The 21943-nt window shown below is 59.3% G+C and carries 25 protein-coding genes, 2 tRNA genes and 1 riboswitch; of the genes, 18 read left to right on the forward strand and 9 right to left on the reverse strand.

Annotated elements, in window-relative coordinates; all coding sequences use genetic code 11:
* The first annotated feature begins 3 nt into the window (after window positions 1-3).
* Window positions 4-792, forward strand: coding sequence for a class I SAM-dependent methyltransferase (locus tag KI614_RS01140; protein WP_226407310.1), 789 nt, complete (start codon window positions 4-6; stop codon window positions 790-792).
* Between the two features lie 19 nt (window positions 793-811).
* Here the strand turns inward: KI614_RS01140 and KI614_RS01145 are convergent, their stop codons facing one another.
* The 3 genes from KI614_RS01145 to KI614_RS01155 form a co-directional block, all read right to left on the reverse strand.
* Window positions 812-1060: a transcriptional regulator gene (locus KI614_RS01145; RefSeq protein ID WP_203468317.1), complete on the reverse strand. Its 249-nt coding sequence runs from the start codon at window positions 1058-1060 to the stop codon at window positions 812-814.
* Between the two features lie 120 nt (window positions 1061-1180).
* Window positions 1181-1256 (reverse strand) — tRNA-Lys (locus tag KI614_RS01150).
* Window positions 1257-1272: 16 nt separating this feature from the next.
* A tRNA-Lys gene (locus KI614_RS01155) sits at window positions 1273-1348 on the reverse strand.
* Between the two features lie 178 nt (window positions 1349-1526).
* On the opposite strand from KI614_RS01155, the gene KI614_RS01160 reads away from it, so the two are divergent.
* A complete protein-coding gene (locus tag KI614_RS01160; protein WP_226407312.1) occupies window positions 1527-2351 on the forward strand; it encodes a mechanosensitive ion channel family protein in 825 nt (274 codons plus the stop codon).
* A 65-nt stretch (window positions 2352-2416) separates the two neighbouring features.
* On the opposite strand, the gene metF is transcribed toward KI614_RS01160, so the two are convergent.
* The 6 genes from metF to metK form a co-directional block, all read right to left on the reverse strand.
* Window positions 2417-3241, reverse strand: coding sequence for a methylenetetrahydrofolate reductase [NAD(P)H] (gene metF, locus KI614_RS01165; protein ID WP_226407314.1), 825 nt, complete (start codon window positions 3239-3241; stop codon window positions 2417-2419).
* Window positions 3238-3981, reverse strand: coding sequence for a TlyA family RNA methyltransferase (locus tag KI614_RS01170; RefSeq protein ID WP_226407316.1), 744 nt, complete (start codon window positions 3979-3981; stop codon window positions 3238-3240). The genes metF and KI614_RS01170 overlap by 4 nt, the downstream gene beginning before the upstream one ends.
* A complete protein-coding gene (locus KI614_RS01175) occupies window positions 3982-4332 on the reverse strand; it encodes a phage holin family protein (RefSeq protein ID WP_226407318.1) in 351 nt (116 codons plus the stop codon).
* Between the two features lies 1 nt (window position 4333).
* Complete coding sequence (gene ahcY / locus KI614_RS01180) at window positions 4334-5746, reverse strand: adenosylhomocysteinase (protein WP_226407320.1); 1413 nt, start codon at window positions 5744-5746, stop codon at window positions 4334-4336.
* A gap of 81 nt (window positions 5747-5827) precedes the next feature.
* A riboswitch (S-adenosyl-L-homocysteine riboswitch) is annotated at window positions 5828-5901 on the reverse strand.
* 20 nt (window positions 5902-5921) lie between these two features.
* Complete coding sequence (locus KI614_RS01185) at window positions 5922-7127, reverse strand: HD-GYP domain-containing protein (protein WP_226407321.1); 1206 nt, start codon at window positions 7125-7127, stop codon at window positions 5922-5924.
* A 64-nt stretch (window positions 7128-7191) separates the two neighbouring features.
* A complete protein-coding gene (gene metK, locus KI614_RS01190) occupies window positions 7192-8355 on the reverse strand; it encodes a methionine adenosyltransferase (protein WP_226407322.1) in 1164 nt (387 codons plus the stop codon).
* 159 nt (window positions 8356-8514) lie between these two features.
* Between metK and KI614_RS01195 the strand changes: the two genes are divergently transcribed.
* The 16 genes from KI614_RS01195 (at window position 8515) to hslU (ending at window position 21931) form a co-directional block, all read left to right on the forward strand.
* A complete protein-coding gene (locus KI614_RS01195; RefSeq protein WP_226407323.1) occupies window positions 8515-9369 on the forward strand; it encodes a lysophospholipid acyltransferase family protein in 855 nt (284 codons plus the stop codon).
* Entirely contained in the window at window positions 9366-10241 is an 876-nt protein-coding gene (locus tag KI614_RS01200; RefSeq protein WP_226407324.1) for a lysophospholipid acyltransferase family protein, read from the forward strand. The genes KI614_RS01195 and KI614_RS01200 overlap by 4 nt, the downstream gene beginning before the upstream one ends.
* Window positions 10238-10744, forward strand: a complete 507-nt coding sequence (locus KI614_RS01205) for a GNAT family N-acetyltransferase (protein WP_203468326.1) — start codon at window positions 10238-10240, stop codon at window positions 10742-10744. The genes KI614_RS01200 and KI614_RS01205 overlap by 4 nt, the downstream gene beginning before the upstream one ends.
* 60 nt (window positions 10745-10804) lie before the next feature.
* Window positions 10805-11635: a diaminopimelate epimerase gene (gene dapF, locus KI614_RS01210; protein WP_226407325.1), complete on the forward strand. Its 831-nt coding sequence runs from the start codon at window positions 10805-10807 to the stop codon at window positions 11633-11635.
* Entirely contained in the window at window positions 11632-12303 is a 672-nt protein-coding gene (locus tag KI614_RS01215; protein ID WP_203468328.1) for a DUF484 family protein, read from the forward strand. Before dapF ends, KI614_RS01215 begins: the two co-directional genes overlap by 4 nt.
* On the forward strand, window positions 12300-13193 hold the full coding sequence (gene xerC, locus KI614_RS01220; protein WP_226407326.1) for a tyrosine recombinase XerC: 894 nt from the start codon (window positions 12300-12302) through the stop codon (window positions 13191-13193). Before KI614_RS01215 ends, xerC begins: the two co-directional genes overlap by 4 nt.
* A gap of 75 nt (window positions 13194-13268) precedes the next feature.
* Window positions 13269-13418, forward strand: a complete 150-nt coding sequence (locus KI614_RS01225) for a hypothetical protein (protein ID WP_226407327.1) — start codon at window positions 13269-13271, stop codon at window positions 13416-13418.
* A 73-nt stretch (window positions 13419-13491) separates the two neighbouring features.
* Window positions 13492-14682, forward strand: coding sequence for a class I SAM-dependent rRNA methyltransferase (locus KI614_RS01230; protein ID WP_226407328.1), 1191 nt, complete (start codon window positions 13492-13494; stop codon window positions 14680-14682).
* Between the two features lie 9 nt (window positions 14683-14691).
* Window positions 14692-14973 (forward strand): hypothetical protein, encoded by a 282-nt coding sequence (locus KI614_RS01235; RefSeq protein ID WP_226407330.1) that lies wholly within the window; start codon window positions 14692-14694, stop codon window positions 14971-14973.
* Window positions 14974-15059: 86 nt separating this feature from the next.
* The gene (locus KI614_RS01240) at window positions 15060-16472 is read left to right on the forward strand and encodes a TonB-dependent receptor (RefSeq protein WP_226407332.1); all 1413 of its coding nucleotides are present in this window, start codon (window positions 15060-15062) and stop codon (window positions 16470-16472) included.
* Between the two features lie 9 nt (window positions 16473-16481).
* A complete protein-coding gene (locus KI614_RS01245; protein ID WP_226407334.1) occupies window positions 16482-17375 on the forward strand; it encodes a metal ABC transporter substrate-binding protein in 894 nt (297 codons plus the stop codon).
* Window positions 17376-17401: 26 nt separating this feature from the next.
* Window positions 17402-17950 (forward strand): ATP-binding cassette domain-containing protein, encoded by a 549-nt coding sequence (locus KI614_RS01250; RefSeq protein WP_226407337.1) that lies wholly within the window; start codon window positions 17402-17404, stop codon window positions 17948-17950.
* Window positions 17940-18704: a metal ABC transporter permease gene (locus tag KI614_RS01255; RefSeq protein ID WP_226407339.1), complete on the forward strand. Its 765-nt coding sequence runs from the start codon at window positions 17940-17942 to the stop codon at window positions 18702-18704. The genes KI614_RS01250 and KI614_RS01255 overlap by 11 nt, the downstream gene beginning before the upstream one ends.
* Window positions 18705-18749: 45 nt before the next feature.
* A complete protein-coding gene (locus tag KI614_RS01260; RefSeq protein WP_226407340.1) occupies window positions 18750-20036 on the forward strand; it encodes an STAS domain-containing protein in 1287 nt (428 codons plus the stop codon).
* A 15-nt stretch (window positions 20037-20051) separates the two neighbouring features.
* Entirely contained in the window at window positions 20052-20588 is a 537-nt protein-coding gene (gene hslV / locus KI614_RS01265; RefSeq protein WP_226407341.1) for an ATP-dependent protease subunit HslV, read from the forward strand.
* Window positions 20585-21931: an ATP-dependent protease ATPase subunit HslU gene (hslU, locus tag KI614_RS01270; protein WP_413464168.1), complete on the forward strand. Its 1347-nt coding sequence runs from the start codon at window positions 20585-20587 to the stop codon at window positions 21929-21931. Before hslV ends, hslU begins: the two co-directional genes overlap by 4 nt.
* The last annotated feature ends 12 nt before the right edge of the window (window positions 21932-21943 follow it).

Here is a 21943-nt window from a genome sequence, read left to right on the forward strand (position 1 = left end):
GGCATGAGTGGCGAGCCGCAGTCTGCTTTGATCCGTGTGGAGGCGCTGGAGCCGGCATTTGCTGCGCAAGCGTCGCTTTGGGCTGAGCGACTTGCCCTGCCGGTGCAGGGCGACGCCGAATTTGCATTGCAATTCGGGGCGAGTGGTCTGCAATTCGTTGAACTTGCTCCCCAGGCTCCCGGGGCGTTACGCATTGATTTTGTCGAAGGTGCCGTGGCTCATCGGCGCTTGTTCGGGGGCGGTAGCGGGCAAATGATCGCCAAGGCAGTCGGTGTCCAGCCCGGCATACGCCCGGCAGTGCTGGATGCAACGGCTGGTTTGGGGCGCGATGCCTTTGTGCTGGCAAGCCTGGGGTGTTCGCTCACCCTGATTGAGCGTCATCCTGTTGTTGCCGCCTTGTTGGAAGACGGTCTGCGACGTGCGGCGGCCGATCCTGAGGTAGGGCCGATTGTCGGCCGGATGCAACTCATGCACGCCAACGCGATTGCCGAAATGCTGGCGTGGAAGGACGAGTTGCCGCAAGTGATCTATCTTGATCCGATGTTTCCCCATCGGGAAAAGACGGCGCTGGTCAAGAAAGAGATGCGTCTGTTCCGGCCCTTGGTGGGCGATGATGACGATGCGGCCGGGTTGCTGGCGGCAGCGCTTGACCTGGCGACACATCGTGTCGTGGTCAAGCGGCCGCGCAAGGCGCCTTGTATTGAAGGGGCGAAACCGGGCTATGCGCTTGAGGGGAGCTCAAGTCGCTTCGATATTTATCCGAAAAAAACGCTGAAGGCCAAAGTGCTCTGACGAGCCTGTTTCGGCTGGCTTATTTTGCGGCAGGCTTGCGGCCGGGCGCCGGTTTCGGGAAATAGCCGGCTACGCGGCACTGGAAACCTTCGATCGGCTTGCCCTTGACGTAGCTGGTCACGCTGCATTTCGAGATGTCGCCCTGCGAAGAGAGGGTGGACAGCGATGCCCGGACATCCTCGATCGAAATGCCGGTTGCAACTGCGATTTCCAGATCGAGCAATTGCCCGTGTTTTTTCAGGAGTTCCCAGACTTGAGTGGTGTGCATTCAGAATCCTTTATGTAAACAAGGCTCGTACATGGATGAAGTTCACTTGCAAGGTACGCTGATGCAAGACATAAAGCAAAAAGCCTCGGTTTGCGACCGAGGCTTTTTGCAATAATTCCTTGGTGGGGCGTCACAGATTCGAACTGTGGACCTACGGATTAAGAGTCCGCTGCTCTACCAACTGAGCTAACGCCCCAAGGTACCTTTACGACTGGTGGGTCGGGCGAGATTCGAACTCGCGACCAACGGATTAAAAGTCCGCTGCTCTACCGACTGAGCTACCGACCCGCCGAGGGAGCGCGAATTATAGTGAGGTGTCGGAGATTCGTCAACGGATTTTCATCAATGTGAAGAATTGTTTAATCACGGGGGCAGATCGTTACCGTCGTTGAAAGGCTGGATAGAATCGAATTTCCCGGCTTTTTGCCGATTTTTGTCGGTAAACGCCTATTTCAGGAGAAGCAAAATGACAGAGCAGGATGTTTCACGTTATCAGGATATTTTTATCGCTACGGCAACCGATGTTGGTTTGAAAATTCTGGCTGCCATTGCTTTCTGGGTGATCGGTCGCTGGCTGATTGGTCTTGTCCTGAACATGGTTCGTGCGTCGCTTGAGCGCCAGAAAGTCGATCCGACCGTGCTACGTTATCTCGGTTCGGTGATTACGGTGACGCTGAATGTACTGCTGGTGGTCGGTATCCTTGGCTACTTCGGTATCCAGACCACGACATTTGCCGCCTTGATCGCCGCTGCTGGTGTAGCGATTGGTATGGCCTGGTCGGGTTTGCTGGCGCATTTTGCGGCCGGTGCCTTTCTGGTCGTTCTGCGCCCGATGAAAGTCGGTGATTTCGTGACGGTCGGCGGCGTCACCGGGACGGTGATGGAGCTGGGCCTGTTTGCCACGACGATCAATACGCCGGATAACGTCCAGACGGTGATTGGCAACAACAAGGTATTTAGCGACACGATCCAGAATTTCACGGTCAACCCGTTTCGCCGGGTTGATTTGAAATGCCAGTTGGCTGGAGCGGCCGATCATCGGGCGGCGATGGTTTTGTTGCGCGATAAAGTAGCGGCCATTCCGAATGTGCTGGCCGAGCCGAAAGTCGATGTTGAAATTCTCGATTTCACGCTGGTGGGTCCGGTGCTGGCCATTCGTCCCTATTGCCACAATGATCACTATTGGCAGGTTTATTTCGATACCAATAAAGTGATCCGCGAGGCGCTTGCCGAGGCTGGTTTTCCGGCACCCATGCCGGCGCAGAGCGTGGTTGTCACGCAAGCGGCCTGAGTTTTTCCGGACGTTAAAAAACCCGCGAAATCGCGGGTTTTTTAACGTCGACCGCGGCATTGGCCTTAGCCGAGTCTTCGCATGATCTCGGTGGTCAAGGCTGACTGGTTCATGCAATAGAAGTGCAGGCCCGGTGCGCCCCCCTTGAGCAGGCGCTCGCACAGTTCGGTCACGACATCCAGGCCGAAAGCGCGGATCGAGTCGGTGTCATCGCCAAAGCTCTCAAATTTCTTGCGCATCCAGCGCGGCAGTTCGGCGCCGCAGGCATCCGAGAAGCGCGCCAGCTTGGTGAAACCGACGATGGGCATGATGCCGGGAACGATCGGGAGATCGACGCCTTTCGCCTTGGCTTCATCGACGAAATGGAAGTAGGCGTCGGCATTGTAGAAATACTGGGTAATCGCCGAATTGGCGCCGGCCTTGACCTTGCGCACGAAGGCATCCATGTCGTCCTTCGGGCTGCGGGCCTGCGGGTGCCATTCCGGGTAGGCGGCCACTTCGATGCTGAAATGATCACCGGTTTCAGCGCGGATGAATTCGACCAGTTCGTTGGCGTAGCGGAATTCGCCGGTTTCGGCCATGCCGGAGGGCAGGTCGCCGCGCAGGGCGACGGTGCGCTTGATACCGGCCGATTTGTATTCGTTGAGGATTTCGCGAATGCTTTCACGCGTCGAGCCGATGCACGACAGGTGCGGTGCAGCATCGAAGCCTTCGGCGGCGATTTCCTTGACGACATTGAAGGTGCGTTCACGCGTCGAGCCGCCGGCACCGTAGGTCACCGAGAAAAATTCGGGTTTCAGTTTTGCCAGTTCGGCGCGGGTCGACCGCAGCTTTTCGATTCCTTCCGGCGTTTGCGGCGGGAAAAATTCGATGGAAATTTCAGTATTCATGTGTTCAACCAGATGAAGAATTCGCGGTTGCCATCACCGCCGGTAATTGGGCTGTCCAGCCAGGCGCGGACCTTGAGGCCCAGGCTGGCGGCAGATTGGCGCAGTTTGTTCTCGACTTCGCGGTAAAGCGACGGGTCACGGACGATACCGCTTTTCCCGACATTGCCCGGGCCGACTTCAAACTGTGGCTTGACCAGCAGCAGCATGTCGCCGCCATCGGCCAGCAAGGCAGGGAGTTGCGGCAGGATCAGCGTCATCGAAATGAATGACACGTCGCCGACGATCAGATCGAAGCCTTGGGCTGGGTAAGCGGCACCCAGATCGCTTGCGCTCAGGGCCCGGCAGTTGATGCCTTCGATGGCGTTAATGCGGGTGTCGCCGATCAGCTTTTGATGCAGTTGGCCGTGGCCGACATCGACCCCGACCACCTGAGTAGCACCCGATTGCAACAGGCAATCGGTGAAGCCGCCGGTCGACTGCCCGACATCAAGACAGATCTTGCCGGTCGCCGAGACGCCGCTTTCCGCCAGAGCGCCGGCCAGTTTCAAGCCTCCGCGCGAGACGAAACGGTCTTCCGGGTCGCTTGCTACGGTCAACACTGTTTCAAGGGGCAAATCCAGTGCCGGCTTCTTGATCACGCCGCCTGACCAGCTGACGCGACCCGCAGCAATAATGCGTTGGGCAACGGTTCTGGACGAAGCCTGGCCGGATTCGACGAGCAGTTGATCAGCGCGCGGCATTCAGCGCTTGCCTTGGCGGAAAAGCAGGGCGCTGAGCGCCCAGGACATCAGGCTGTAGGCAATCGAGCCGAACAGTGCCGGCCAGAAGCCGCCAACATTGAAGCCATCGACGAGGTTGCCGGCCAGTTGGAAGAGCAGGGCGTTGATCACGAAAATGAACAGGCCCAGCGTCAGCAGCGTGACCGGCAAGGTCAGCAAAACCAGTACGGGACGCAGTACGGCATTGATCAGCCCTAAAACAAGGGCGACGATCAGCGCCGTACCAAAACTAGCCACCTGGACCGACGGCACGACATACGGCAAGGCCAGCAGGGCGAGCGCGTTGATGATCCAGATGGCGAGCAGGCGCATCTTAGTAACGGTAGTGATCAGCCTTGTACGGACCTTCCTTCGGCACGCTGATGTAAGCAGCTTGCTCGTCGGTCAGTTCGGACAACTGGGCATTCAGCGTCTTCAACTGCAGACGGGCGACCTTTTCGTCGAGGTGCTTGGGCAGCGTGTAGACGCCGACCGGGTACTTGTTGGAACCCTTGACGGCTTCCGTCCACAGCTCGATCTGGGCGATCGTCTGGTTGGCGAAGGAGGAGGACATCACGTAGGACGGATGGCCGGTGCCGCAGCCGAGGTTAACCAAACGACCCTTGGCGAGCAGGATGATGCGCTTGCCGTCCGGGAAGATCACGTGGTCGACTTGCGGCTTGATCTCTTCCCACTGGTACTTCTCGATCGAGGCGACGTCGATTTCGTTGTCGAAGTGCCCGATGTTGCAGACGATGGCGTTGTTCTTCATCGCGGCCATATGGTCATGCGTGATGACGTGGAAGTTGCCGGTCGTGGTGACGAAGATATCGGCCTTGTCGGCAGCGTATTCCATGGTGACGACGCGATAGCCTTCCATCGCGGCCTGCAGGGCGCAGATCGGGTCGATTTCGGTAACCCACACTTGAGCGGACAGGGCGCGCATGGCCTGGGCGGAACCCTTGCCCACATCGCCATAGCCGGCGATGACGGCGATCTTGCCTGCGATCATCACGTCGGTGGCGCGCTTGATGCCGTCGACCAGCGATTCGCGGCAACCGTAGAGGTTGTCGAACTTGGACTTGGTGACCGAGTCATTGACGTTGATGCCCGGGAACTTGAGTTCGCCGCGCTGGTGCATCTGGTACAGGCGATGAACGCCGGTGGTGGTTTCTTCGGTGACGCCCTTGACGGCGGCGAGACGAACGGAATACCAGGTTGGATCGACGGCCAGCTTAGCCTTGATGGCGGCGAACAGGATGGTTTCTTCTTCGGAACCCGGCTTGGCCAGTACGGAGATGTCCTTCTCGGCACGGGCGCCGAGGTGCAGCAGCAGCGTGGCATCGCCGCCGTCGTCGAGGATCATGTTGGAGAAGCCACCGTCGGCCCATTCGAAGATACGGTGGGTGTAATCCCAGTAATCGACCAGGGTTTCGCCCTTGACGGCGAAGACCGGGATGTTCTGCGCGGCGATGGCGGCGGCAGCGTGATCCTGGGTCGAGAAGATGTTGCAGGAAGCCCAGCGGACTTCGGCGCCGAGCGCGGTCAGCGTCTCGATCAGCACGGCGGTCTGGATGGTCATGTGCAGCGAACCGGTGATGCGCGCGCCCTTGAGCGGCTGGGTCTTCGCGAATTCTTCGCGAATGGCCATCAGGCCCGGCATTTCGCCTTCGGCAATGAGGATTTCCTTGCGACCCCAGTCGGCAAGGGAAAGATCGGCAATAACGTAGTCTTTGAATTCAGCCACAGTAAGCTCCTAAATAACTGTGACGGGGAGGGGAATAACGGCGTTGTTGCTCACCGGCGGCCCCCTGCGCCCGGCAGGGTTGATCAGTGAGCGCCGTTTTAAACCGAGCCTGGGAGCGATGGTGTCACCGCGCTCCTGCAGCGCCCCTCGGTAGGTTGCGGATTATAAACCGGTTTTAAACTTTGTCGCCGGCCCAGTAGCGATCGATATCCTTGATGCCCCATTTTGCGGCATCTTCACGGCCGGCAATTTTCTCGGCGCTACGCGCCAGATCAATGGTTTCAGGGTTGATGTAGGCTTGCGACTTGGTCGAGAAAAAAACTTTGACTTTCGGTTTGAGCAAGGATTGCTCGCCTTGCTCGGTGACGACGCCTAGCTTGCCCGACTCCAGGCGAACGAATGAACCCACCGGGTAGATGCCGAGACTCTTGACGAAAGCCTGAAAAATGACCGGATCGAAATGGTCTTTCCATTCGGCCATTCGCTTGATCGACTCGGCCGGGTCCCAGCCGGCCTTGTAAGGGCGGTTCGAGGTGACGGCATCATAGACATCGCAGACGGCCCCCATTTTGGCAAACAGGCTCATGCTTTCGCTGTTCAGTCCTTCGGGATAGCCGCTGCCATCGACTTTTTCGTGATGGTGCAGGCAGACATCCAGCGTCATCTGGCTGACTCCGTTGCCGGAGAGCAACAGCTTGTAGCCTTCGGCGGGGTGCGCCTTGACGATGGCGAACTCCTCGTCGGTCAATTTCCCCGGTTTATTGAGGATTTCCATCGGGATCATGGCCTTGCCAAGATCATGCAGCAGGCCGGCCATTCCGGCGTCGCGGGTTTGTTGCTCATCAAGCCCCAGTTGGCGGGCTAGCGCAATCATCAGGGCGCAAACCGCGACAGAGTGCATGAAGGTGTAATCGTCGGCTGTTTTCAGGCGTGCGAGACTGATCAGCGCGCCAGGGTTGCGCAAGACGGAATTCGAGATTTCCTCGACCAGCGGAGCCGCCGCTTCTGCCTCAATGGCTTTCCCCATGCGCGCTTCCTGAAACATCGAAACGACGGCTTCCTTGCCTTTGGCGCATATTTTTGCCGCGCGCTTCACTTCGTCGCCAAACGAGGTTTTTTCCTGAATGGCGGGGGGCGCTGGCGGTATTTCTTCAACCAGAATCATCTCGGCTTCGGTCACTGCCTCTCCGCTGGCCAGATCGAGTCCTCTTGAAACGTCGATCCAGACTTCCCGGATTGGGCTTTCGAGAATCAGGCTGATGTCGTTCGGGTCTGACAGGACGAACTGGGTCCGCCAGAACGGATGATCCAGCCAGGCGCCGCAAAAAGCTTGCAGGTGCATGCCGAGGCGCAGGTGTTCGACGGCAATTTTTTTGAGCATATTTGTTGATTTTAACGAAAAAAGGGAGCCGTCGTGGCTCCCTTTTTAATTCGCTTGTACTTATTTACAGGCCGGCGTCTGCCTTCAGCAGATTGGCGCGGTCGACTGCTTCCCAGGTGAATTCCGGTTCGTCGCGGCCGAAATGGCCGTAGGCGGCGGTCTTCTGGTAAATCGGGCGGAGCAGATCGAGCATGTTGACGATGCCCTTCGGGCGCAGGTCGAAGTGCTTCTTGATCAGTGCGGTCAGGGTTTCGTTGCTGACTTTGCCCGTGCCGAACGTGTCGACCATGATCGAGGTCGGTTCGGCCACGCCGATGGCGTAGGAAACCTGCACCAGGCAGCGCGAGGCCAGGCCGGCAGCAACGATGTTCTTGGCGACGTAGCGGCCAGCGTAGGCGGCGGAACGGTCGACCTTGGAGGGATCCTTGCCGGAGAATGCGCCGCCGCCGTGCGGGGCGGCCCCGCCGTAGGTGTCGACGATGATCTTGCGGCCGGTCAGGCCGCAGTCACCCTGCGGGCCACCAACCACGAAACGGCCCGTCGGATTGACCAGGAACTTGATATCGCCCTTGATCAGTTCCTTCGGAAGCACCGGCTTGATGATTTCTTCGATGGTTGCTTCACGCAGGTCGTTGAGGCTGATGTCCGGCGAGTGCTGGGTCGACAGGACGACGGTATCGATCGAGAACGGCTTGCCATCGACGTACTTGATGGTGACTTGGGACTTGGCGTCCGGGCGGGCCCACGGTAGGCGACCGTCCTTGCGCAGCATGGCCTGGCGTTCGACCAGGCGGTGCGACAGGTAGATCGGCAGCGGCATCAGCGATGGGGTTTCGTCGCAGGCGTAGCCAAACATCAGGCCCTGGTCGCCGGCGCCCTGGTTGAGGTTGTCGTCGTAGGCCTTGTCCACACCTTGGGCGATGTCCGGGCTCTGCTTGTCGTAGGCGACGAGCACAGCACAACCCTTGTAATCGATGCCGTAATCGGTATTGTCGTAGCCGATGCGCTTGATGGTATCGCGGGCAACCTGGATGTAATCGACGTTGGCGTTGGTGGTGATTTCACCCGCCAGCACGACCAGGCCGGTATTGCACAGGGTTTCGGCAGCAACGCGGGAATGCTTGTCCTGAGCCAGAATGGCGTCGAGGATGGCATCGGAAATCTGGTCGGCAACCTTGTCCGGGTGGCCTTCGGAAACGGATTCCGAGGTAAAGAAAAACTCGCTCATGGTAACTCCTGTTGGTCCTTGGGTCCGGCGTTACCGGCTTCGGACCACGAGCGGGTGACGCTTTAGCGGCATTTATTAATCGCCCCGCAAGTTGTCTGTTTAACTCGGCGATCTCATAATATTAATCTTTTCACGGCGGGTTTCAACCCCCGGAGTCGCATGGTTTTCATTTTTCGAATATTAAGCAAGTTGCCCTTGTGCATCGTTCATGCGCTGGGTGGTTTGCTCGGACGGCTGACCTATCTGCTTTCGCCAACCTATCGCCGGCATGTACGCGAGAACATGGCGCAGGCCGGCATTGATCCATCTTTGCGCGGAGCGGCCAGCGCCGAAGCCGGCAAGCAGATGCTTGAACTGGCGCGTATCTGGCTGCGTACGCTGGAGCAAACCAACGCTCAGGTGGCGGAGGTGGTCGGCTGGGAGCATGTTGAAGCGGCCCAGCAGGCGGGCAAGGGGATCGTTTTCCTGACGCCGCACCTGGGGTGCTTTGAAATTACAGCCCAGTATTACTCGGCCTTCGGCGATGTCACCGTGCTTTATCGTCCGCCTCGCCAGGCATCAATTCAGCGGATGATCCTCGATGGTCGCAAGCGTGAGCGCCTGCACCTGGCGCCGGCCGACCTGTCCGGCGTTCGTTCGCTGATCAAGGCGTTGAAAAAAGGCCAGGCGGTCGGCATGTTGCCCGATCAAGCGCCGAAAGTTGGGGAAGGTGTCTGGCTCGATTTCTTCGGCAAGCCGGCTTATACGATGACTTTGGCGGCGCGTCTGACCGAAACCGATGCGACGACCCTGATGGCCTGGGGTGAACGCTTGCCTGGCGGACGCGGTTATCGCTTGCATTTTGGCCCACCGCAACAGGCTTTGACGGGTGGCACGGTCGACCGCGCCCAGCAGATCAATTCTGAAATCGAAACGCTGATTCGTCAGTGTCCAACGCAATATCTCTGGGGTTACAACCGTTATAAACATCCGGGAGGCGCCGAGCCGCCGCCGGCCGAGGTCAAGCTGCCGTGAAGATTTTCCTGACTTACATTCTTGTGGGCTTCCTGTGGCTGTTGCACTGGCTGCCTTTGCCTGTTTTGCGGGCCATTGGCACCTTGCTTGGAAAACTGCTGTATGCCGTCGGGCGTGACCGGCGAAAAGTGGCGCTGATCAATTTACGACTGTGTTTTCCTGAAAAAAGCGAAGCCGAGCGCGAGGATATCGCCCGTCGTCATTTTGTCGCGTTCAGTTGCGCGGTGATTGATCGAACGCTTGGCTGGTGGGCTTCGAAGGAACGTCTGGAGCGGATTATCCGGATCAAAGGGGTCGAACACCTGAATGATCCGGAAGGCAAACCCGTGATCATGCTTTCGCCGCACTTTGTCGGCCTGGATGCCGGTGCAACGCGCATCTCGATGTTTGTTCGCGGCTGCAGCGTGTACTCGAACCAGAAAAATCCGGTTTTCAACAAGTTGCTTTATGATGGCCGGATTCGATTTACCGATGCCGTGCTGCTTTCAAGGCAGGATGGGATGCGCAAAATCATCAAGGCGATGAAGGACGGGTACAAGTTCTACTATCTGCCGGACATGGATTTCGGTCCCAAAGAGTCGATTTTCGTGCCGTTTTTCGGCGTGCAGGCTGCGACCATTCCCGGCGTTTCCCGGTTGGTGCGTCTGACGGGAGCCAAGGTTGTGGCGTGCATTACCCGTCAGGTGGCAGATGGCTACGAAGTCGAGGTGATGCCGGCCTGGAGTGATTTTCCGGGGGAGAGCGTCGAAGCCGATACGGCCAGCGTGAATCGTTTTATTGAAAGCCAGGTACTGACCATGCCGGAGCAGTATTTCTGGTTGCACAAGCGTTTCAAAACCCGGCCACCCGGAGAGCAGAGGTTCTACAAATGAGCTGTAACCTGACTATCGAGATTCGTCCCGTCACGCCGCCCGATGTACCGGCCATTTCCGCGCTGGCCCGCGAAATCTGGCAGGCAACTTACCCTGGCATCATCACGCAGGAGCAGATCGACTTCATGCTCGAGCAGCGTTATGGCCACGAGCGTCTGTATGACGATATCGAAGATGCCGATAAATGGCTCGATCAGGCATTTCATAATGGCCGTCGTGTCGGCTTCGCGTTCAGCGAGCTCTACAAAGGTGAATTCAAGCTCGACAAGCTCTATATCCATCCCGACGTGCAACGTCAGGGCGTCGGCGGTGAGCTGATTGACCACGTCGCAAGGCGAGCTGCCAAGCTGGGCCATTCCTGCGTGGTGCTGGCGGTTAACAAGCGTAACGAGAAAGCCATTGCTTCCTACAAAAAATACGGTTTCACGGTGCGTGAAATGATTGTTGATGACATTGGCCGTGGCTTCGTCATGGACGACTACGTGATGGAGAAAAAACTTTAGGAATTTGAGACAAACCTCTGTCTCTGCTATGCTTTTTGTAGTCAATTAGCGGGGCAGGCCGTGAAACTCAAATTCTCGAAGATGCATGGTCTGGGCAACGATTTCGTTGTCCTGGACGGTATTCGTCAGCACGTCGATCTTTCACCGGCGCAGTTACGTTTCCTTGCCGATCGCAATTTCGGGGTCGGTTGCGACCAGATTTTGCTGGTCGAAAAGCCGGGACAGCCCGGCGTCGATTTCCGCTATCGCATCTTCAATGCCGATGGCAGCGAAGTTGAGCAATGTGGCAACGGCGCTCGTTGTTTCGTCCGCTTTGTGCACGATGTCGGCCTGACCGACAAGCGCGAAATCCGTGTTGAAACGCAAAAAGGCCTGATTTCGCCGCGCCTGGAAGAAAACGGCGATGTCACGGTCGACATGGGAATTCCCCGGTTTTTGCCGAAAGAAATTCCCTTTTTGCACGACGATGATGTCGTGATCTATTCGCTCGACGTGGCCGATGAAACGCTGGAAATCAGTGTTGTTTCGATGGGCAATCCACATGCCGTGCAGGTCGTTGATAGCGTCGACAGCGCGCCGGTCGGCGATCATGGTCCCTTGATCGAAAACCATGAGCTTTTTCCGCAACGGGTTAACGCTGGCTTCATGCAGGTGCTCGGCGAACATGCGATCAAGCTGCGCGTTTATGAGCGTGGTTCTGGCGAAACACTGGCTTGCGGCACCGGTGCCTGTGCTGCCGTGGTGGCCGGTATCCGTCGTGGTCTGCTGGTCTCGCCGGTTCAGGTGACGACGCGTGGCGGCGATCTGAGCATTGCCTGGGGCGGTCCCGGCCAAGCTGTTTTGATGACCGGCCCTGCGGTGACGGTCTTCTCTGGAGAAATTGAATTATGAGCGCCTTGTTTCCTGAGGAAATTGCCGAGTATCTAAAAGATAACCCGGGCTTTTTTGAGCACTATGCCGATCTGATGGCGCAGATTTTCGTCCCACATCCACACGGCGGGCGGGCTGTTTCGCTGGTCGAGCGGCAAATGCTGACCCTGCGCGAGAAAAATCGCCAGACGGAAACCAAACTGGCCGAACTGATTGCTTTCGGCGAGGAAAACGATGCAATTAGCGAGAAAGTGCATCGCCTTGCCGTGGGCCTGGTGGCGGCTGAAACTTTTCAGGCGGTGATCCACCTGCTCAATTTTCACCTGCGCGATGATTTCTCCGTGCCGCACGTTGCCTTGCGCCTGTGGAACAAGCCGGCCGACATCGATGATTTGCCCGAATTTGCGGCAGTGAGCGAAGAGTTGCAGGTGTTTGCCGAAACGCTGGCGCGCCCTTACTGCGGCTCGACCGCCGGGTTCGGAACGGCCTCCTGGTTCGGCGAACATGCCAGCCATATTCGGTCGCAGGCGCTGATCGCCTTGCGTAACGGTGGCGGAACGATCGGCATGATTGCCCTGGGTAGCGAAGAGGCACAACGCTTCTACGCTGACATGGGGACGCTTTATCTGGAGCGTCTCGGCGAAATGGTCTCTGCCGCGCTGGCTCGGGTCACCAAGAGCGTGCTGTGACAGCGCTTTCTGCCGTCGATGCTTACCTGGCCGAGTTGGCCGAGCAACGGCGGCAGTCACCGCATACCATCAGCAATTACGGCCGTGATTTGCGGCGGCTGGTGATGCTGGCCGGCGAACTGCCCTTGGCGGACATTCGCCTGCATCACGTTCGGCGTTTTATCGGGCAGTTGCACGCCCAAGGCTTGTCCGGCCGCTCAATTGCCCGCCTGCTGTCTGCCTGGCGCGGATTTTTCTCCTGGCTGGGGCAGCACGATGCGGTGCCGGCCAATCCCTGTGAAGGACTTCGGCCTCCCAAGTCGCCCAGGCATTTGCCGAATGCCCTGTTGGTTGATGAGGCTGCTCGATTACTCGATCCGGTAGATGAGGGGGATAGCGTTCTGGCAACTCGCGATATCGCGATGTTCGAGTTGTTTTACTCCTCAGGTCTGCGTCTGGCCGAGCTGGCGGCGCTGGATTGCGATGCGCTCGACAGTGCCTTGCATGAAGGCGAGATTCGCGTGCTTGGCAAGCGCAGCAAGATGCGGCTGGTTCCCGTTGGCAGCAAGGCGCGCGAGGCGCTGGCCGCGTGGGCACAGGTGCGTGACTCCCTGGCGGGGCCCGAAGAAACGGCACTGTTTGTCGGTCAGCGCGGTCGACGTCTCGGTCAGCGGATGATTCAGTTGCGCCTGTCGCGTCAAGCCCAACTGGCCGGTTTGTCGCGCCATGTTCATCCGCACATGTTGCGGCATTCCTTTGCTTCGCATGTGCTGCAGTCTTCGGGCGATTTGCGTGCCGTACAGGAAATGCTCGGTCATGCCAGCATTACCTCGACCCAGGTTTATACCCATCTCGACTTCCAGCATCTGGCAAAAGTCTACGATTCGGCCCATCCGCGTGCGAAACGCTGATGTTTGATTGACGGCGGTGCGCCTTCGTCCTATGATTAGTGGTTTCGAAAAATAGCCGGAATCAAGGAGTTAGTCATGGCCATCAACCGTACCCGCCGTTCTTCCCTGGAACGCCGCTGCGTTTCCAAGTCCACCAAGCGTCTGTTCAAGAGCACGGGCAAGACCATGTTCAAGGTCATCTACGCTGCTGAATGCCACGCCCGTAACCGCAAGGCACTGGGTTAATCATTCGCTGAATTCCGAAGCCCCGGTTGCCGCAAGGTAACCGGGGCTTCTTGCTTTGACTGTCGAGAAAAACATGGCCCAGTTGATTCTTATGCCCGGCAAGGAACGCTCCGCGTTCAAGCGCCACCCGTGGTTGTTCGCCGGTTCGGTCGGCCGTCTGGAAGGCCGCGCCCGTCCGGGTGATACGGTCGAAGTGCTGGCTGACAATCTGCGTCCGCTGGGCCGTGCGGCCTACAGTCCGAAATCGCAGATTCGCGCCCGTTTCTGGACTTTCGATGCCGAAGAGTCGGTTGATGACGGTTTCTTCAAGCGCCGGGTTGCTGCGGCCGTGGCGCGTCGCCAGGCCTTGCCAGAATTGCGCGGTCAAGAAGGCCTGCGCCTGATCCATGCCGAATCCGATGGCCTGCCTGGCGTCATCGCCGATCAGTATGGCGATACCGTGGTTATCCAGCTGACCTCGGCCGGGGCTGACAAATGGCGCAAGGCGATTGTTGCTGCCTTGATCCAGGCGACCGGCTGCCAGCGTATTTACGAGCGTTCGGATTCTGATGTGCGCGGCCTGGAAGGCCTGGAGTCGGCGACCGGCTGGTTGCTCGGCGAAGCGCGTGATGAGCCGCTGAGCATTCTGGAAAACGGTGTGCGTCTTGCGGTCGACGTGGCTGGCGGGCACAAAACCGGTTTCTATCTCGATCAGCGCGACAACCGTCAGTTGCTTGGCCAGTTGTCGGCCGGCAAGGATGTGCTCAACTGTTTCTGCTACACCGGCGGCTTCTCGCTGCAGGCGCTGGCCGGCGGGGCGAGCAGCGTGCTGTCGATCGATTCGTCCGGTCCGGCGCTGGTTCAGGCGCGGGCCAATCTGGCACTGAACCCGCAATTGTCGGCCGAACGGGCGCAATGGCAGGAAGCGGACGTGTTCCAGGCGCTGCGCGATTTCCGCAAGGAGGGCAAGTTGTTCGACGTGATCGTGCTCGATCCGCCCAAGTTCGCACCCTCGGCATCGCACGCCGATCGTGCTGCGCGGGCCTACAAGGACATCAATATCCTCGGCTGCCGTTTGCTCAAACCGGGCGGGCTGCTGATGACTTATTCCTGTTCCGGCGGTATCGGCCTGGAATTGTTCCAGAAGATCGTTGCCGCGGCGGCGCTTGATGCCGGGCGCGAGGCGCGCATCGTGCGACGCCTGGCCGGTTCGGCCGATCATCCGGTGGCATTGAACTTTTCCGAAGGCGAATATCTCAAAGGCCTGCTCGTTCAAGTCGATTAAACTTACCCAGTGAATCCGCTGCGCCATCTCCTTCTTGTTGCTGTTCTCTTCTTCGCCCAACTGGCGGCGGGAGCGCATGCGATCGACCATGCGGTCGACAAGGAAGGGGCGTTGCCGAATCATGTGTGCGAGTTGTGCCTGGCGGCGCACGATCTGGGTGCCGCCTTGCCCTCGCTCACCGCCTTGCCGCCGGTGCTGGCTCAATATGTTCGTCCCGAACAGGTGCCGCATCCCGGGCGAACTGCGTTTCCCCCTCCGCTGACCCGTCAGCGCGACCCGCCCATTTCCTGAAAATCGTTCGTTTTTGACAGTCGACCGCAGCCGCCGGGGTATTCCTGTGCGTGCGCGGTCGCGAAACGCATTTTCAGGAGAATTCCATGCACAAGCCATTTGCCATGGCTGCTCTGCTTGCCGCTTCCTGCGGCGCACAGGCGGCTACCGACAGCGATCTTGCGGCCATTCGCAGCCAGATCGATGAGATGAAAAAAACCTACGAGCAGCGTATTGCGTCGCTCGAACAAAAGCTGGCCCAGGCCGAAGCCAGGGATGAAGTCCGCACTGCTGCACCGGTGACAAGCAAGTCTGCCGTAGCAGAAACGGTCACCGGCAATCGCGCCGAAAACACCGCCAGCAGCTTCAATCCCGAGGTGTCGCTGATTCTGCAAGGCCAGTACAAGGACATGAAGAATGGTGCCGGACGCGGCATCACCGGCTTCGTCCCGGCCGGAGGCCATGACCATGGCACGGGCGCGATCGAGGGGATCAACAAGCGCGGCTTCTCGGTCGATCACACCGAGTTGGTCTTTGCAGCCAACATTGATCCGAACTGGCGCGGCCAGGCGATCATCGCGGCGGTCGACGGCAAAGCCGAAGTCGAGGAGGCGTGGTTCCAGTCGCTGGGTCTCGGCCAGGGCATCGGTCTGAAGGGCGGTCGTTTCCGTTCCGGCATCGGCTATCTCAACGAGCAGCATCCGCATACCTGGGATTTTGCTGACGCACCGCTGATGTATCAGGCGATGTTTGGTACCGAGGGCGGTTATGCGCAGGATGGTATCCAGTTGAAATGGCTGGCGCCGACGCCGCTATTTCTTGAGTTCGGTGCCGAATTCGGACGCGGTGCCAATTTCCCCGGCAGCGACCGCAACAAGAACGGCAGCGGCGGCGGTGCGGTCTTTGCCCATCTTGGTGGAGACGTGGGTGAGGCTAACAACTGGCGCGCCGGCGTGTCTTACCTGAAAACGTCGGCCCGTGAGCGTGAGTCGGTGTTCCGCGATGTTGGCGGGCTTGAGGCGCAAGGCTTCTTTGCCGGCGACTCGGCGACCTGGCTGGCTGATTTTGTCTGGAAGTGGGCGCCGAACGGCAATCCGAAATATCAGAATTTCAAGTTCCAGAGCGAGTATTTCGTCCGGCGCGAAGATGGCAACATGACCTGCAAGGATGAGAATGCGGTCGGCAATGCCTGTGCTGCCGAGGTGACGGGGACTTATCGGACCCGGCAGTCGGGCTGGTACGCGCAAGGGATTTATCAATTCACGCCGAACTGGCGGGCTGGTCTGCGCTATGAGCAACTGGACAGCGGAACGCGTGATTTCGGGATCAATGCGGCGAATCTCGCGGTCGACGCCTACAAACCGAAGAAATCGACGGCCATGGTCGATTACAGTTGGAGCGAGTTTTCCCGCGTCCGTTTGCAGTTCGCCCAGGATAAATCGATGCAGGGCGTGACCGACAACCAGATCACCATGCAGTACATCATGAGCCTGGGTGCGCATGGCGCACACAAGTTCTAGGAGCGGACGATGAAACGATTATTCTCCCTGCTGCTGATGCTGGCGGCACTGCCGGCCTGGGCCAGTCTCAACGTTTTTGCCACGGTGCCGGAGTGGGCCAGCCTGGCGCGTGAGATCGGCGGCGACAAGGTCAAGGTCTACAGTGCGACCAATGCGTTCCAGGACCCGCACCGGATTGAAGCCAAGCCATCGCTGCTGGCGCAGGCGCGGCAGGCGAACCTGCTTGTCGCGGCGGGCGCCGATCTGGAAATCGGCTGGCTGCCGCTGGTTATTCGTGATTCGGGAAATTCGGCCATCCAGGTTGGTCGACCGGGGTATTTCGAAGCGGCCAATTACGTCTCGCGCCTTGATATCCCGACGGTACTGGATCGGGCGCATGGCGATGTGCATGCCGCCGGCAACCCGCATATTCACCTTGATCCGCGTAATGTGCTCAAGGTGGGCGAGGCGCTGGCTGCCCGCATGGCCGAACTCGATGCACCGAATGCCGCGGCTTACCAGGCGGCCTACAAGCTGTTCGCCGGAAAATGGCAGGCAGCCATCGGGCGCTGGGAAAAGGAGGCCGCTGGATTGCGCGGTGTGCCGGTGCTGGTGCATCACTCGTCCTTCGTTTATCTGTCCGCATGGCTGGGCTTGAAAGAAGTCGGGATGCTTGAACCGAAGCCTGGCGTTGAGCCAAGCAGCGGACATCTCGGGAATTTGCTGGCACGCCAGCAGAGTGCGCCGGCAAAAATGGTCCTGCGCACCGCCTACAACCAAGAGGGGCCCAGCCAGTGGATTGCCGGAAAGACCGGCATTCCGGCGGTGCTGTTGCCTTATACGGTGGGCGGGACGAACGAAGCGAAGGACCTTTTCGGTTTGTTCGATGACACCCTCCAGCGTTTGCAGAAAGCTGTCCGTTGACGATTTTATTGACTGTTGAAAATCTGGTGGCAGGCTGGCAACAGCCTGTTACGCCGGCGCTCGACCTGAGTCTGGCGGCCGGTGAAATCGTCGGCCTGACCGGACCCAATGGGGCAGGAAAGAGCACGGTCCTCGCTGCGCTGGCCGGCCGGGCGAAAGTTTTTTCAGGCCGCATCGTGCAACCGCCCGGCTTGCGGCTTGCCCTGCAAACGCAGGATGTACCACCGGTTGATGGTTTGCCTTTGTCGGGGCGCGAACTGCTTGCCCTGACAGCGGCCAGCCCCGCGGGGCTGCCGTCCTGGCTGAGCGAACGGCTCGACCTGCGGCTTGATCGATTGTCCGGCGGGCAGCGCCACTATCTTGCCTTGTGGGCCATTCTGCATGCCCCGGCCGACCTGATCCTGCTCGATGAGCCGACCAATAATCTCGATGCGGCAGGGGTACGGCATTTGACGGCCCATCTGCACGATCGCGCCCGCGAAGGCGTCGGCATGATTGTTGTCAGCCACGATGCGGCATTTGTCGAGGCGGCTTGCGATCGTATCGTGACGCTGGGAGGTCGTGATGTGGAATGAACTGTTCCTGATTCCCTTCCTGACCGGGTTGGTGCTGGCTATCGTCCTGCCGCTGCTCGGTTGCTACCTGCGTTTGCGTGACGAGTGGCTGGCTGCCTTGGCCTATTCGCACGTGGCCGCTGCCGGCGCTTTGCTGGCGTTGGTTTGCGGAATGGTGCCGATGATCGGTGGTGTTGCCGCCGCCGGTCTGGCAGGTGCGGCCAAGCGCCTGTTTGCCAGACGGCTCGACGGGGGAGCCAGCTTTGCCTTGCTGCTGATCGGCGGCTGGGCCGTCTCCGTCCTGCTCGCCGCCAATCATCCGATGGCCGAGCGTCTCGGCCATGCGTTGTTCGATGGCCAGCTTTATTTCGCTGCCACCGAGCAGTTCTGGCTGGCCGCCGGTGGTGGCTTGCTGGTCATGATCCTGCTTCGCAAGCTATCGTCCCATCTCCTGTTGGCGCATGTCTATCCTGATTTCTTCCGGATTCGTCGTCTCAAGACCTGGCCTGTCCAGACCGGGTTCGATGTGCTGGCCGCTTTGTGCCTGGCGTTGGCCACCATGAGCATGGGCGTGATGGGCGCTTTCGCGCTGGTCTTCATTCCCCCCTGGCTGGCTTTCCGGCGCGCACCGCGCTGGGCGGCAGGCTTGCGCATGGCCGTGTTGAGCGGGGTGCTGGCCTATGTCGCCGCCTTCCTGCTCGCCCTCGGGCTGGACCAGCCTTTCGGGCCTGTTTTGGCGGTCTTGCTGATCCTTGTCGGGCTGGTGATTGCGTGAGGCCGGGGAGCATGCTAAAACACCGGCTCTGTACGCGGAGTCGTCATGGTTTTTTCCTTTTTCAAGAAGCAGCCTCAGCAAATGCCGAAGCGCCCGGCTGCCCAGCCTCGAGCCCAAGAGCCGGTTGTGCCGCCTTTTTCGCCGCCGCCCGCACCCGAGGCGTTGAGCGAGCCTCTGCCGGATCTTGAATTTACCGTAACACCCTTGCCCAAGCCGGTAGCGGCCCAGCCAGCCGCTCCGCCGGTCGCTGCGGCGGCAAAGCCACTGCCGCGTTCGCCGGAGCCGAACGACGATCTGGATTTCACCATTTCGCAGTTCGAGCGCGATTTTACCGACTCCAGCGTCATGGCCATCAATGTCGAGCACGATCTTGATCCGGCGCAGGGCGAGGTCGAGCGTATCGTCCTGTTGTTTGCCAACCGCCAGGATGCGGCAGCCCGCAGCGTTCTTGAAACCCTGATCCGTCACTACCAGGGTAGCGAAGGGCGGCGTTTCTGGATGCTGCTGTTCGATCTCCTGCAAGTCATCGGCGACCGGCCTGCCTTCGAGCAACTCGGCATTGAATTTGCCGAGGCCTGTGAAACATCGCCACCGGCCTGGCGCGAGGCCGTGGGTGAAGCGTTGGCTACCACCACCCTGTCCGGCGTTTTTACCTTGCAGGGTGTGTTGACCGCGGAAGATCTGAAAAGTGTGGCCAACATCGCCGGGGTGCTGGCCAAACGCCAGCCGGTCCGGATCGATTGCAGTCGTCTGATCGGTTGCGACGATGAGGTGGCCGGGCAATTGGCGGCCATGCTGGCTCAGGCGCGCCGCGAAGGTGTTGCGGTTGCCGTCGACGGTGTCGAGGCTTTTCTGGTCCGCCTGAATGAACGCCTGCAGACCGGAACGGCCAGTCATGAACCGGCATGGCTGCTGCTGCTGGAGCTGCTGCAACGCTATGCGGCGCAGGATGCTTTTGAAGAGCGGGCGGTCGATTATGCGATCACCTTCGAACGTTCTCCCCCTTCCTGGGAAAGCTCGCCGATTGTTCGCGGTACCCCGCCTGCCCGTCCTCCCGTGCTCGATGATGCGCACTTCCTGCACGGCGATTTGCGCGATCAGCGGTTTACCGAATTGTCTGCCGCACTTGCCCAGGTCGAGCTGCCGGTGATCGATTTTTCCGGTGTCAGCCGGATGGACTTTTTCTCGGCCAGCCAGCTGGCCAATTGCCTGACCCCCTTGAAGGCGGCCGGGCGTGAGGTGGTGATCCGCAGTCCGCATCATCTGGTGGCTGAACTGATGGCCCTGGTCGGACTGAACAAGGTAGCCCGCATCATCGTTCCCAAATCTTGAATCTTAGGAAATAGCATGGAGCAATATCACGGCACGACCATCCTGTCCGTGCGCCGCGGCAATTCGGTGGCCATGGGCGGCGACGGTCAGGTCACGCTGGGCAATGTGGTGATCAAATCGACCGCGCGCAAGGTGCGCCGGCTTTACCAAGGCCGGATCCTGGCCGGCTTTGCCGGTGGTACGGCCGATGCCTTCACGCTTTTCGAGCGTTTTGAAGCCAAGCTGGAGAAGCATCAGGGCAATCTGCTGCGTTCGGCTGTCGAGCTGGCCAAGGACTGGCGCTCCGATCGCGCCCTGCGCCGTCTGGAAGCGATGCTTTCGGTCGCCGACAAGGAGGTCTCGCTGATCATCACCGGCAACGGGGATGTGCTTGAACCGGAACACGGTATCGTCGCCATTGGTTCAGGCGGTTCCTACGCCCAGAGCGCAGCGCGTGCGCTGCTTGAAAATACCGAGCTGTCGCCGCGCGACATCGTGACCAAGTCGCTGGAGATTGCCGGCGATATTTGTATCTATACCAACCGCAACTTTACGATCGAGGCGCTCGAATGAGTGGTGCAGAGATGACGCCGCAGGAAATTGTCTCCGAACTGGACAAGCATATCGTTGGCCAGCACAACGCCAAAAAATCCGTCGCAATTGCGCTGCGTAACCGCTGGCGCCGCGCTCAGGTGGCGGAGCCGCTGCGCCAGGAAATCACGCCGAAAAACATTTTGATGATCGGGCCGACCGGTGTCGGCAAGACTGAAATTGCGCGTCGTCTGGCCCGTTTGGCCAACGCGCCATTCATCAAGATCGAAGCGACGAAATTTACCGAAGTCGGCTATGTCGGCCGCGATGTCGAGACGATCATCCGCGATCTGGTCGAAATGGCCATCAAATCGCACCGTGAGCGGGCGATGAAGAGCATGCGTGCCCGGGCCGAGGATGCTGCCGAAGATCGTATCCTCGACGTGCTGCTGCCGCCGGCACGCAGCCCCGGCTTTTTTGCCGAAAACAGCGAGTCGACCGCGACGGATAACACGACGCGCCAGAAATTCCGCAAGAAGCTGCGCGAAGGTGAACTGGACGACAAGGAAATCGATGTCGATCTCGCGGCGCCATCGATGCAGGCTGAAATCTTTGCGCCGCCAGGCATGGAGGAGCTGACCCAGCAGATTCAGGGGATGTTCCAGAACATGGGCGGCGGCAAGAAAAAATCGCGCAAGCTGAAGGTCAAGGAGGCGCTCAGGCTGCTGACTGATGAAGAGGCGGCCAAGCTGGTCAATGATGAAGAGGTCAAGCTGGAGGCGGTCAAGGCGGTCGAGCAGAACGGTATCGTTTTTCTCGATGAGCTCGACAAGATAGCCAGCCGCTCCGACAGCCACGGTGCCGATGTCTCGCGCCAGGGCGTGCAGCGTGACCTGTTGCCGCTGGTCGAAGGAACCACGGTGTCGACCAAGTACGGCATGATCAAGACCGACCATATCCTGTTCATTGCTTCCGGTGCCTTCCATTTGTCGAAGCCGTCCGACCTGATCCCGGAACTGCAGGGCCGTTTCCCGATTCGTGTCGAGCTGGATTCGCTGTCAGTGGCCGATTTTGAATGCATCCTGACCCAGACCGATGCTTGCCTGACGCGCCAGTATCAGGCCCTGCTCGAAACCGAGGGCGTGCATCTCGAATTTGCCGCCGACGGTATTCGCCGCTTGGCCGAGATTGCTTACCAGGTTAATGAGAAAACCGAGAATATCGGTGCCCGTCGCCTGCATACCGTGATGGAAAAGCTGCTGGAAGAGATTTCCTTCGACGCCGGCAAGGCTGGGGTAGAAACGATCCTGATCGATGCGGCGGTGGTCAATCAGCGGCTCGGTGAATTGGCGGCTGACGAGGATTTGTCGCGCTACGTGCTGTAAACGGTCGCTTCC

Source organism: Dechloromonas denitrificans, assembly GCF_020510665.1.
Lineage (GTDB): Bacteria > Pseudomonadota > Gammaproteobacteria > Burkholderiales > Rhodocyclaceae > Azonexus > Azonexus denitrificans_B.